The organism is Cytobacillus sp. SAFR-174, assembly GCF_051964675.1.
Lineage (GTDB): Bacteria > Bacillota > Bacilli > Bacillales > Cytobacillaceae > Cytobacillus.
Window position 1 is genome coordinate 141,775 of record NZ_JBQCMZ010000004.1, and the last position, 12,681, is coordinate 154,455.

The 12,681-nt window shown below is 47.2% G+C and carries 11 protein-coding genes; 1 reads left to right on the top strand and 10 read right to left on the bottom strand.

Features of this window, described 5'->3' with window-relative positions:
- Positions 1 to 46: 46 nt before the first annotated feature.
- From ACTHRG_RS06010 to ACTHRG_RS06020, 3 genes are all read right to left on the bottom strand, one after another.
- On the bottom strand, positions 47 to 1,240 hold the full coding sequence (locus ACTHRG_RS06010) for a class I SAM-dependent rRNA methyltransferase (protein WP_076257683.1): 1,194 nt from the start codon (positions 1,238 to 1,240) through the stop codon (positions 47 to 49).
- A 105-nt stretch (positions 1,241 to 1,345) separates the two neighbouring features.
- The gene (locus tag ACTHRG_RS06015) at positions 1,346 to 2,869 is read right to left on the bottom strand and encodes an acetyl-CoA hydrolase/transferase family protein (protein ID WP_076257684.1); all 1,524 of its coding nucleotides are present in this window, start codon (positions 2,867 to 2,869) and stop codon (positions 1,346 to 1,348) included.
- 132 nt (positions 2,870 to 3,001) lie between these two features.
- Positions 3,002 to 3,646, bottom strand: a complete 645-nt coding sequence (locus ACTHRG_RS06020) for a LytTR family DNA-binding domain-containing protein (RefSeq protein ID WP_076257803.1) — start codon at positions 3,644 to 3,646, stop codon at positions 3,002 to 3,004.
- Between the two features lie 139 nt (positions 3,647 to 3,785).
- Here ACTHRG_RS06020 and cbpA point away from each other — a divergent pair, with 139 nt between their 5' ends.
- Positions 3,786 to 4,430, top strand: coding sequence for a cyclic di-AMP binding protein CbpA (cbpA, locus tag ACTHRG_RS06025; RefSeq protein WP_076257685.1), 645 nt, complete (start codon positions 3,786 to 3,788; stop codon positions 4,428 to 4,430).
- A gap of 40 nt (positions 4,431 to 4,470) precedes the next feature.
- Here cbpA and ACTHRG_RS06030 read toward each other — a convergent pair whose 3' ends face one another.
- The 7 genes from ACTHRG_RS06030 to ACTHRG_RS06060 form a co-directional block, all read right to left on the bottom strand.
- Positions 4,471 to 4,926 (bottom strand): hypothetical protein, encoded by a 456-nt coding sequence (locus ACTHRG_RS06030; protein ID WP_076257686.1) that lies wholly within the window; start codon positions 4,924 to 4,926, stop codon positions 4,471 to 4,473.
- Positions 4,927 to 4,989: 63 nt separating this feature from the next.
- A complete protein-coding gene (gene lhgO, locus ACTHRG_RS06035; protein WP_076257687.1) occupies positions 4,990 to 6,198 on the bottom strand; it encodes an L-2-hydroxyglutarate oxidase in 1,209 nt (402 codons plus the stop codon).
- Positions 6,199 to 6,216: 18 nt separating this feature from the next.
- Positions 6,217 to 7,482: a (Fe-S)-binding protein gene (locus ACTHRG_RS06040; RefSeq protein WP_076257688.1), complete on the bottom strand. Its 1,266-nt coding sequence runs from the start codon at positions 7,480 to 7,482 to the stop codon at positions 6,217 to 6,219.
- Complete coding sequence (locus tag ACTHRG_RS06045; RefSeq protein WP_076257804.1) at positions 7,475 to 8,893, bottom strand: FAD-binding oxidoreductase; 1,419 nt, start codon at positions 8,891 to 8,893, stop codon at positions 7,475 to 7,477. The genes ACTHRG_RS06040 and ACTHRG_RS06045 overlap by 8 nt, the downstream gene beginning before the upstream one ends.
- A complete protein-coding gene (locus tag ACTHRG_RS06050) occupies positions 8,887 to 9,606 on the bottom strand; it encodes a FadR/GntR family transcriptional regulator (RefSeq protein WP_076257689.1) in 720 nt (239 codons plus the stop codon). The genes ACTHRG_RS06045 and ACTHRG_RS06050 overlap by 7 nt, the downstream gene beginning before the upstream one ends.
- A gap of 13 nt (positions 9,607 to 9,619) precedes the next feature.
- Positions 9,620 to 11,584 (bottom strand): TRAP transporter permease, encoded by a 1,965-nt coding sequence (locus tag ACTHRG_RS06055; protein ID WP_076257690.1) that lies wholly within the window; start codon positions 11,582 to 11,584, stop codon positions 9,620 to 9,622.
- A gap of 13 nt (positions 11,585 to 11,597) precedes the next feature.
- A complete protein-coding gene (locus ACTHRG_RS06060; protein WP_440230849.1) occupies positions 11,598 to 12,614 on the bottom strand; it encodes a TAXI family TRAP transporter solute-binding subunit in 1,017 nt (338 codons plus the stop codon).
- Positions 12,615 to 12,681: the final 67 nt, after the last annotated feature.

Genomic DNA, 12,681 nt, shown 5'->3' on the forward strand with positions numbered 1-12,681 from the left:
CCTATACCAGTTGGCTGAAGTGGTATAGGTGCCTGTCACCCCTTTATTACAGTTTCTGTATGAATGCTACTTTAAGGTAGTCTCCTTCTTTGAATTCCTTAATGGTGCGGAAGTCTTCAGGAAGGGTGAATTCCTCAAGGATTTTGTAGCGGTCACCTGTTTGTGCGAACGCTTTTTTGATAAAGTCTTTGAATTTTTTCATATTGAATGTGCTGCAGTTGGATGAGGCCACAATGATTCCGTTTTTTTCTGTGATTTGAATGGCCTGTGCAAGCAATTCCGGATAATCTTTTCTGGCGCTGAAAGTATGCTTTTTGGAACGGGCAAAGCTTGGAGGATCCAGAATAACCATATCAAATGCCAGCTGCTTCCGGACAGCATATTTGAAGTAGTTGAACACATCTTCCACAATGATATCCTGTGCCTCAAAATCAATGCCGTTGACGCTGAACATTTCAATGGTTTTGCTTTTGCTGCGGTTGGCAAGGTCGACACTGGTTGTTTTCACTGCTCCCCCTAATGCGGCAGCAGCTGAAAAAGCGCCCGTATAAGAGAACGTGTTAAGTACCGTTTTTCCTTCCGCATACTTGTCCCTGATCGTCTTCCGGACATGCCTCTGGTCAAGGAATACACCTACCATGGCGCCATCATTCAGATAAATGGGAAAGCGGATTCCATTCTCCTTCACCATCAGCGGAAAAGAGGCCCGCTCTCCTGCTGCAAAATCATCGTCCTCTATATAAGTGCCTTTTACAGCAAACCGTTTCTTTTCATACAATCCTTTTACATCAGCACGGTTCATGAATGCCTGTATCACCGTATGCCTGAACGTATAAATGCCTTCACTGTACCAGCTGATCACATAAAAGCCATCATAATAATCAATCGTGATGCCTCCGATTCCGTCTCCTTCTCCATTAAAAACCCGAAAGGCGGTTGTATCTGGATCACGGAACAGAGCTTCCCGTCTCCTTAACGCTTCTTGGAATTTCTTCGCAAAAAATGCTTCATCAAAGGTTTCCTGAGGATTTCGCGACAGTATCCAGCCCCTGCCTTTATTCTGCTTTCCATAATAACCTTTGCCGATAAACCGGCCGCTCTCATCAGTCAGCTCAATGACCGCACCCTCTTCGATGCCCTTCGGAATCCGCTGCACCGACTCCTCCGTCACAAGCGGATAGCCATCCCTAAAACTATTCTTATATTTAGAAGCCGCGATTAATTTGATAGCATTACTCATAAATTCACCCAATCATTTTGTTAGTATAGCTATCATTGTAACATTAAAAGTGACAGGTACCTATACCACTTGGATGAAGTGGTATAGGTGCCTGTCACTATCTCATCACTGACGGCCAGCAGCTGCCGCTGTTTCTTTCAGCATGGTTCCATTTTTTGCAAAGTCTGTGTGCCAGGAGAGTGCCTTTTCCAGTACGTGCGGTGTTTGGCCGCCTCTTGTGAGGGCTTCCCGGTAATAGTCGCGAAGCTGGTCGCGGTACAGCGGGTGTGCACAATTCTCGATGATCAACTCCACGCGCTGCCTTGGAGCAAGCCCGCGCAGGTCTGCATAGCCCTGCTCTGTTACGATGACATCTACATCGTGCTCGGTGTGGTCGACATGGGAGACGAATGGGACGATGCTTGAAATCTTGCCGTCTTTGGCAATAGACTTCGTCACGAAGATTGCCAGTCGGGCATTTCTCGCAAAATCTCCGGAGCCGCCGATGCCATTCATCATTTTCGTTCCCAGGACATGGGTTGAGTTCACGTTTCCATAGATATCAAGCTCCAATGCTGTATTGATTGAAATCAAGCCGAGGCGGCGGATGATTTCAGGGTGATTGGAAATCTCCTGAGGACGCATGATTAAACGGTCCCTGTACCGGTCAAAATTCGTGAAAACCTCTTTCATCTTTTCATCTGATAGTGTGATAGAACAGCAGGAAGCAAAGTTCACCTTTCCGGCATCCATCAAGTCAAATACAGCATCCTGCAGCACTTCTGAATAGACTTCCAGATTCTCAAACTCAGAGTCGAGCATTCCATGAAGCACGGCATTCGCCACCGAGCCAATACCCGACTGCAGCGGTGCCAGGCTATTTGTCAGCCTTCCTGCTGCAATCTCCCTGCGTAGAAACTGAAGCAGATGCTGAGCCATAATGGCGGTTTCTTCATCCGGCGGCACGATCGTCGAAGGAGAGTCCTGCTGATTCGTGAATACGATTCCCCTCACCTTATCCATATCCACTTTAATTCCCGGATCGCCGATACGGTCGTCGGCTTTCGTCAGCGGGATCGGATTCCGCTCCCCCTGCCTGCCAGGTTCATATAAATCATGCAATCCTTCCAGCTGTGTGGATTGTGCCAAATTGATTTCAACAATGATATGTCTGGCATTTTCCGCGAAAGACAGCGAGTTTCCGATAGAAGTAGACGGAATGATCAGCCCATCCTCCGAGATAGAAACCGCTTCCAAAATAGCGAAATCAATCGGATCCATGACATTGGCGCGGATAAGCTCTGCCGTGTGGGATAAATGCTGATCGACAAACAGAAAATCCCCCTGATTAATCCCTTTTCTCATGGTGGGATCGGCCTGAAATGGCAGCCTTTTTCCTAAAATTCCGGCTTCCGCAAAAAGCTTATCCACATCAGATCCCAAAGAAGCCCCAGTATACACATTCACTTTAAAGCTCTCATGTTTGGCACGGTCAGCGAGCGCAAATGGCACCGCTTTCACATCACCCGCACGTGTGAAGCCGCTTAGCCCCAGAGTCATGCCATCCTGAATCCAGGATGCTGCTTCTTCAGGTGTAACTACCCGGTCATGCAGGCGGCTGTCGCGAATCCGTTCTAAATGTTTCTCCATGATGCTCATCCCCTCTATCAAGATATATGTAATCATTTTACCCGGATAAAGAGGGAGCCAGGATTTTTCCGGTTATCTTACGGAAAATTCCGATAAAACAGCAAATTTCACAGCTGAAACAGAAAGAATTTTCTAAAAACCAAGCAATTTCCTGAAATAGCTGGAATAGGACTGGCTGACAGGCACCCGGTCCCCATTTTTCATGACGAGGAGAAAGGTGGAATGGGTATCAGGAAAGATTTCCTTGATATGATTAACATTTACAATGAATGAGCGGTGGCAGCGGATGAAACTGTCCTTCGGCAGCGAATACTCAAAATCCTGCAGCGAGTATTTATGGGTGCCTGAATGGCCGCCAGTATGTACATAGGTCTTCTTATCCTTTGCCTCAAGGCAGACAACTTCGGAAAAAGGAATCGGAATCCAGCCATCATTCGTTTTCATTGTCACAACCGATTTGCCGTCCGTCAAAGCCGGGAAAATCGCTGTTACACAGCCTTCAAGCTTCCCTTCATGCAAAAATGGCACAGCCATGCCGTGATACGGAACACCGAACACATCACGGTCGATAAACTCCGAGACTCTTTGCTGTGTCCCTAAAGCCTTATAGGCGATGGTCCCTTCCTTAACCATGTCCCCCGGCCTGATTTTCAAATCGATGCGCTTGCTCGGCCGGTAATAAATATATTCACTCGTATTGGAAACCGCTATGGAAATCTCATCGGAAAACAGCTCCCCAATTACATCCAGCAGCGATACAACTGTAATGCTTTCCACGTTCTTTTCAGCACCTTTCATGATGATGGTTTTTTCTTATTTTACAAGTTTTCGTAAGGGGAATCACTTAATTTCTTATCATGGCCGAAAAAGCACCCGCATAGAATAGAGAAGGTTTGGGGTAAAGGAGGATGTTCGCATGCTAATTCGCCATCAGATGGTGGAGAAAAAAGATGTTCATTTTTGTGATGAGACATTCAATTTGGAACAGGCGCTGCAGTTTTTAAATAAAACAGGTTACCGTTGTGTCCCAATTCTGGATTCCACACATACAAAGTTTGCCGGCAACATCTATAAGGTTGATATTTTAGAATATAAGGAGACTCATTCTCTGGATGAACGGATTACGGTTCTGGCTAAAGACCAGCATACCGTGATCGACGAGGACGACTCTTTCATGAAGGCCTTCTTCACGCTGAAAAGATATCCTTATCTTCCGGTTGAAAATAACCAGGGCCATTTTGCCGGACTGCTGACCCATGCAGCTGTACTGGAACTTCTGGAGGAAGCGTGGGGGCTGAACCGCGGCAGCTATACGCTGACTGTGGGCAGCTATGGCACACAGGGAACCCTGAAAAAGATGACGGGCATAATCAGCAAGTACAGCGATATCCAGGGCGTCATCTCATTGGATTCATCCAATTTCCATGTCAGTCTGATCCGCCGCGTCCTTTTTACATTGCCAAAAGATACGACAGAGGAGACCCTGGAAAAAATCAAGAAGGAAATGGATGCAAATGGCTTCCGGGTAATTGGGGTCGAGTGCCATAATGGTGAATGCTGATTTAATATGAAAAGCCGTTCCATAATGGAGCGGCTTTTTCTTACCGGTTATTCCGGTGAAAAAATTCCTGGTACCCGTAAATAATCCAGGCATAAGAGGTGAAGAACAGGAAAATATGGGTGGGCTTAAATTTTACGAGCTTATATAAATTCAACCTTTGATATAAGTAGTTAAGCGGGTATGCGAACAGCAGATCCATGATGGCATTCACAGCCAAATACTTTTTGAAGCTGCCAAAGGTAAAATGAAAGATCCATAGCGTTCCGATAAAGAATGGGCCCATAATAAAGGTGAGGTCATTGAGCAATTTCTTGAAGTGGCCGCCCTCCACTGTCCACCATTTAAAGGGAATGGCCAGAGTGCTTAAAATTAACACTAAAATACCTGCGAAAACAGAAACAGTCGAAAATTTATTGAATGACTTCCTGGGCAGAAAGAATATGGTCAGCCAAGGAATGACCAAATGAAGCAGCCTGATCGCTGTAGTTAGTTTCATATAAGAATCCCCCTTCTTCCATATTGTGGTTTAGGGGGATTTGAATTATTCTCCATTTTTTTATTAAACAGCTGATTCCATCTTAAACATCCCGTCCATCTTCCTGACAATCTCTTTTCCAATCTCTATGGAAGCCGTCGCGGCCGGAGATGGTGCATTTAAAACATGGATGGAGCGTTTGCTGGGCACAATGAAAAAGTCATCGACTAATGAACCATCATCCTTCAAGGCCTGTGCTCTGACACCGGCCGGCCCGGGAACAATATCATCCTTCTGAATGTCCGGCATAAGCTTCTGGACATTTTTCATGAAGAGCTCCTTGGATGCTGAGCGGATCATTTCTTCCACTCCCTCTTTCATATATTTCTTTGCGAGCTTCCAGAAGCCTTTATAAGCCATAACATCCATCAGGTCTGCCACATTCAGGTCCGTCTTTTTATAGCCCTCCCTTTTAAAGCTTAGAACGGCATTCGGCCCCACATCAATAGCTCCGTTAATCATGCGGGTAAAATGGACCCCAAGAAACGGGAAGTTAGGATTTGGCACAGGGTAGATCAGATTTTTGACGAGACTGCTTTTCTCCGGCTTGAGCATGAAATACTCGCCCCTGAATGGCACGATTTTGACATCCGTCTTCAATCCGGCAAGCTTGGCGATCCGGTCTGACTGCAGGCCGCCGCAGTTTACATAGTAAGCTCCTCTTATCTCTCCCCTGCTGGTCTGGACGATTACTTCCTGAGCTGTTTCGTCAATGGCTAATACTTTATGATTCAACAGGATGTCCCCGCCTTTTGCTGTAATGATCTCAGCCATTTTTTCCGAAACCTGCTTATAGTTGACTATTCCGGCCATTGGCACATGGATAGCCTTTTTTCCATTTACATGCGGCTCTATTTCATGAAGCTCCCCCTGATCGATCATTCTGATTCCAAGTCCGTTGTCCAGCCCGCGCTGATATAAATCGTCCAAAAGCGGCAGCTCGAAATCTTCGCTCGCGACAATGACTTTCCCGCAGATATCCACTTCAAGCCCATGCTTCCGGCAAAATTCTGTCATGGACTCACTGCCTTTTTTGGCAAGCCTGGCTTTATAGCTGCCAGGTTTATAGTAAATTCCTGAATGGATGACACCGCTGTTATGGCCTGTCTGGTGGGCCGCCACGTGGCTTTCTTTTTCCAGGATGGCCACTTTTGCTGATGGAAACCGGTTCAGCAGCTCCATTCCTGTTGAAAGGCCGACAATGCCCCCGCCAATTATGATGTAATCGTACATGATCCTCCACCCTTTCTCTTATTTATGATCAATTCCGCAGGCTTCTGCCAGTATTTCAATAATATGGACAACACGCACCTTGTCTTCAAGCCCCTCACGTTTCACCCCGAGGCACATCTGCAGATGGCAGCCAGGGTTGGACGTGACGATGGTGTCAGGCGAGATGCTTTGGACTTGTTCCATTTTAGTGTCGAGTATTTCCATGGACTCTTCATAGTGAACAATATTATAGATTCCGGCCGATCCGCAGCACATGTCCCCTTTCGGAAGCGGAACATATGTAATGCCTGGTATGCCTTCGAGGAGCTGAACGGGATCTTCCGCCACCTTCTGCACATTTAGTAAATGGCAGGATGGCTGATAGGTTACAGCACCTGAGAGTTCCCGGGTGAAACTGATTCCGAGTTTGTTCAGTATTACACTTACATCTTTATTCTTTTGGGCGAACACCCTGGCACGCTCTGCCCATTCCGGGTCTTCTGCGAGTAGGTGATCATATTCAACAAGCATCGCACCGCAGCCGCCAATCGCATTTACCACATAATCAAAGTTCCCTTTTTCAAAAGCTACAATATTTTCCTTCGCCAATTTTCTGGATGTTCCCGTATCTCCGCTATGATTCTGAAGCGCACCGCAGCAGGTCTGTTCCTTGATTACGGTGACTTCGCAGCCGGCATGCTGAAGCAGCTTGATGCTGAGGTCATTGATTTTGGCAAAAAACACATCCATAATACAGCCTGTAAAAAACGCGACACGGGCTTTCGGCTCACGCTCTGGCAGAAGGATGCCCGTTCTCAGCTGTTTATTTGGCATTTCCACAGCCGGAGCGATCTCTTCAAAAGCCCTAAGCTGTTCTGGAAGAATGCCGAGGGCCTTGCTTTTGCGGGCAATCGAATCCAAACCTGTTTTCTGATAGGCCCGAAGTGAAGCTCTCATGGCTGCCAGCAGTTTTTTATTCGGCAAGGCCTTCTGCAGAGCCATGTTCTCCACGAATGGAGATGGTGCTTCGGCCCTCTTTACTTGCTTAAAAGACTCGAGGATTTTTCCATATTGAACATTGGTTGGACATGCCGTCTCACAGGCGCGGCAGCCGAGGCAGAGCTCCAGCGATTCGGTAATTTCTTCGATGGTTATTTTTCCTTCCGCCGCCATTTGCACAAGATTGATCCGTCCCCTTGGAGAGTGCCTTTCTTTCCCCATGCTGGCGTATGTGGGGCATGCCGGGAGACAATAGCCGCATTGGACACAGTCAAACGTTTCTTTATAGGCGAGCTGGCTAGTCATGGACTAACACCAGCCTCTGCCCTTTTGTCTCTGGGAAAATTTTGCCCGGATTCATAATGTTGTTTGGATCCCAAGCTTTTTTCATTCGTTTCATCATGTCCAAGCCCATTTCACCTAGCTCCATTTCCATAAACGGTGCCTTCATGGTCCCGATTCCATGCTCGCCTGAGAGGGTTCCTCCCAATTCAATCGCTGCGGTAAAAATCTCCTCCACCGCTTTTTCCACGCGCTTCATTTCTTCTTTATCCTGCTTATCAGTTATGATATTCGGATGCAGATTTCCATCACCCGCATGGCCGAATACGACTAAGTCGATTTCATATTTCGCTTTAATTTCCTGAAGCCTTCTGAACATCTCAGGTATCTTGCTTCTTGGAATGGTGGCATCTTCGGATATTTTCGTCGGCTTTTTCCTGACGATGGCCGGCGAAACAAGTTTTCTTGCTTTCCACAGATTCCCGGCGGATTCTTCATCCCTGGCAATGATGGCTTCTCTCGCCCCAACTTCCAGGCACACCTGCTTCACCTGCTCGCTTTCATCCCTGATGGCGATTGGATGGCCATCCAGCTCAATCAGGATAATGGCATCCACATCTGTCGGGAGCCCGATCGGCTGAAACTCTTCCACAGCCTGGATCGAAGCCTGATCCATAATTTCCATTTTGGAAGGCAGGATGCCGGATGTGAGCACAGCCGATATCGCCTTTCCGGCATCAATAATGTCATCAAAAATGACCATCATTGTCTGGGTTGCCTGCGGTCTTGGAATCAGCTGAAGGATGGCCTCTGTGATGATGCCGAGCGTCCCCTCGGATCCAACGATCAGCTTCGTCAGGTCATAGCCTGTAACGTTTTTGACCGTCCGTCCGCCTGTCCGAATGATGTCCCCTTCCGGCGTGACGATCTCAAGGCCCAAGACGTAATCCTTCGTTACCCCGTACTTTAAACCGCGCGGGCCGCCTGCATTTTCTGCGAGATTCCCTCCGATTGTGGAAACATGGGAGCTGCTTGGGTCTGGCGGATACATCAGCCCATGCCGCTTTGCTTCACGGTCAATATCAGCAGTTATAACACCTGGAGATACAATCGCAACGGTATCCTCCGGGTCAATGATCAGCTTTTGGGTCCATCTGGAAAAATCAAGGACCATCCCGCCGTGGACAGGGAGCGGGCCTCCGCTCAGACTTGTACCCCTGCCTCTTGGATAGACGGGTATTTTCAGTTCATTGGCGACCTTTACAATGCCCGCCGTTTCCTCTGTCGAGACAGGCTGCAGGATGATCTCCGGAATATAGGCTCCAAATGAGCCGTCGTATGAATAAGAAACCAGGTCCGCTTTTTCAAGCAGAATGCGCTTTTCTGATCCCATGATGCTTTTAAGCCGCTCAACAATCTGTTCGGTGATCACCATGGCACCTTCTTTCCTTCCCATTCGTTCACCTTCAATTTCTTTGTCACATTCTCAAGATGCACCCGCATCGCCTTTGCCGCTCGTTCTTCATCCTGATCTTGAATAGCTGTAAAAATGCTCATATGCTCCTGATATACCTGTTCGCGCTTTGCCGGAAGGCCCACGTTTTTCTGAAGGGAAAACGCAATTGCTTTCCGGTACAGATCATCGATGTTTTCCATTACCTGTATCATGAAGCGATTTTTCGTTGCTGCAATCAGGTATTTATGAAAATTCACGTCGGCCTGATCGCCAACTGCTTCAGGGTTCGTCAGCGTGATTTCAAATTGATCGAGCGCCGTTTTCATTTTTTCCAGGTCGTCCTCATCACGACGCAAGGCAGCAATTGCTGCTGCCTGTGTCTCCATAACCATCCTCATTTCCAATAGTTCAAATACCTGTTCCACGGGAATGTATTCAATCGCTAACGAACCAAGCATGTCTGCCATATTAACCTCTTTAACGAAGCTTCTGCCGCCTTGCCTGGATTCAATGATCCCGCTGGCAGATAATACGCTCAATGCCTCTCGGACAGGCGCACGGCTGACGCCAAACCGTTTGGCCAGTTCATTCTCGGATGGCATCGGCTCATTTGGCGGGAACTTGCCTTCTTTTATCATTTCCTTCAGCTGATCCAGCACCTGGGCCGAGATTTTTTTCCGTTCGATTTTCATGGATGTTAGCTCCTTATATGGTGATTTCGACTGAATTGCTTTTCTTTACTCTAATGATATGGAAGAGAATCGCGAACACACAAAGCCCGAGTCCGGCAATATCCGTAATCATGCCAGGTTTAATCAGCATTAAAGCCCCTGCAAACATTAGGATTCTTTCAACAATCGTCAGCTTGGCATTCAGGTAGTTTCCAAGTGAACTTGCCAGGGCGTAAATACCCAGTGTGCTTGTGATGACTACAAGTGCTACTGATAAAATGGATATTGTTTCTCCCTCTGCTGCCTGAAGCAGAATGATAGGATTATAGGCAATCATGAACGGGATGATAAAGCCCGGCAGTGAGATTCTAAGCGCTTCCCATGATGTCTGCATCGCATTGGCGCCGGCCAGTCCTGCTGCGGTATAAGATGCCAAAGCCACAGGCGGTGTAATGTTGGACAATGCACCAAACCAGAACACAAAGAAGTGTGCAGCAATCGGGTTAACGCCCGCTTCCACAAGGGCAGGAGCTGCTGTAACGGCAACGACGATGTAAAGTGCTGTGGATGGAAGCCCCATACTTAAAACGATGCAAGTGAGCATGACGACGATTAAAATCAGCCAAAGCTGTCCGCCCGTTAATTCGACAATATTATAAGCTAGTGTAGATCCAATTCCCGTCATGGTGACAACACAGATGATGATTCCGATGGCGGCGCAGGCAATCCCGACCTGAATCGTCCCTCTTCCGCCTTCAATGAAAGCTTCAATAGTTTTAGAGATCGTGATCCTAGAAGATTTATCCTTTGCCAGCCAGCTCGCAATGATAACCGCGCCGATCCCGGCAAATCCGGCAAACAGGGCTGTTTTTCCCATTAAAAGTGTTGTGATAACGACGATAATCGGGATAAGGAGAACCCCGCGTTCCTTCAGGATTTGGAAGACATCCGGGATATTCTCTTTGCTGATGCCTTTTAGGCCTTGCTTTTTCGCTTCAATATCAATGGCAAAAATCAAGGCGATATAGTAGAGAAAACTTGGAATGATCGCTGCCAGGATGACCGTCGTATAAGAGATTCCAAGGAACCCGGCCATAATGAAGGCCGCAGCACCCATAATCGGCGGCATGATCATTCCGCCTGTTGAAGCAGCAGCCTCAACAGCACCGGCAAACTTAGGCTTAAGGCCGATGGATTTCATCAATGGAATCGTAAAGGCGCCTGTTGTGGCAACGTTGGCTACTGCACTTCCGCTCAAAGATCCTGTCAGTGCACTGGAAATGACGGCAACCTGAGCCGGGCCTCCGCGCTTTCGTCCTGCAATGGCAAGGGCAAGATCATTGAAAAGCTGGGTCGCACCGCTGACAGACAGGAAAGCACCGAAAAGAACGAACATGACGATGAATGTGGATGCCGTTGACAGTGTTAATCCCAATACACCCTCAGTCGTCATATAAAGACGGTACAGAAGGCGTTCAAGTGAAAAGCCGGCATGTCCGAATATCCACGGGAAGTATGTGCCAAACAGGGCATATATAATAGCGCTTCCGCACAGGATCGGGATAAAAATCCCAACTGCCCTTCTCGAAGCTTCAAGGAGGACAATGATCGTAATGGCACCAAAGATATAGTCAATCATAATCGGCTGGGAGCCCCGGTCCACATGAATGGTTGTGTAGTTCAGGAGCAGGTAGCCGAGACCGGCAATCGCAAGTGCCGCAAAAACGTAATCAGGGGCTGTAAACCTTTTTTGATTGGAAGACTTTCCGGCCGGATAATAGAAAAAAGTCATTACCAAAAGGATGCCCAGGAAAATCAGGTTTCTATAAATCTCTTGAATATTGGATAATCCATTGGAATAAATGGCAAATGCAGAAAACACTACAGCAATAATGGCCGCTGCTTTTTTATATGGCCCTTCAAGAAGGCGCATGCCGCCGCCAGCTTCTTTATCGAGGTCGGCTGGCTGTACAATAGGTTCGCTTGTTGATTGTGTCATTCTTTTCCCTCCTTTATTTCGCTTCCGGCGGAATTAGATTTTCAGGTATATCAAGGCCTGCTTCTTTAAAATATCTGTATGCTCCGGCATGCAGTGGCACGGATACGCCATCAAGGGCCGTTTCCAGCGTCATTTCCTTGGCAGAGCTATGAACCTCATACATTTCATCAAGATTTTCATATAGTGTTTTGGTTAAAATGTAGATGGTTTCTTCATCCATTTCTTTTGTTGTGGATAATAGGTTTGGCTGGGCTATTGTGTTGATATCTTCGTCAATGCGAGGATAAGTGCCTCCAGGAATAACATAACGGTACCAGCTGTCAGATACTGCATTGATGGCATCCAGCTGTTCATCGGTTACTTCCAGGATCGATGCTTTGACATTACTTGCATACATATCTGTTACAGCGGAAATCGGGATACCTGCCGGAAGAGAACCTCCATCCAATCTCCCGTCACGCATCGCGGAAACCGTGTCACTGTAGCCCAGATACTCAGGAGAAATATCCTTTTTTGTAAGCCCGAGACCATCCATCATCACGACTGTGGATTGCTCCGTACCGCTGGCCTGCGGCCCAACAGAAAATTGCGTTCCTTTTATATCGTCGATAGTTCCACTTTTGATCTTATTGTTCATCAGCACGAAATGCTCCACATTGGGCCAGAGCATGGAGATTGTGCGGAGATCCTCATAGCGCTTTCCTTCAAAAGAGTCTTCACCGGCATAAGCCTGAGAAGATATTAATCCCTGAAGAATAGCAAGCTGTGCTTCCCCTTCACGCAGAAGTTCGATATTTTCAATGGATCCGGCAGAGGACTGGCCGCTCGCCTGGATTTTCTCACCCTTTAAATGGCTGCTCCAAATGTTAGCCATTCCAACTCCTATCGGGTAATATGTACCTCCGGTTGATGCGGTCGCAACGGATACGAACTTTTTATCCTTATTCTCGGCCGCTGTCCGTACGCCAACAATCGCAATAAAGATAAGTGTCAGAACCGATATGATAATCTTCCACTTTTTTTGAATCATAAAATCCTCCCTTTCCAGTAAGTATGTAAGCGCTTTTTTCAAACTTGTATTACAAGTATACAAGATT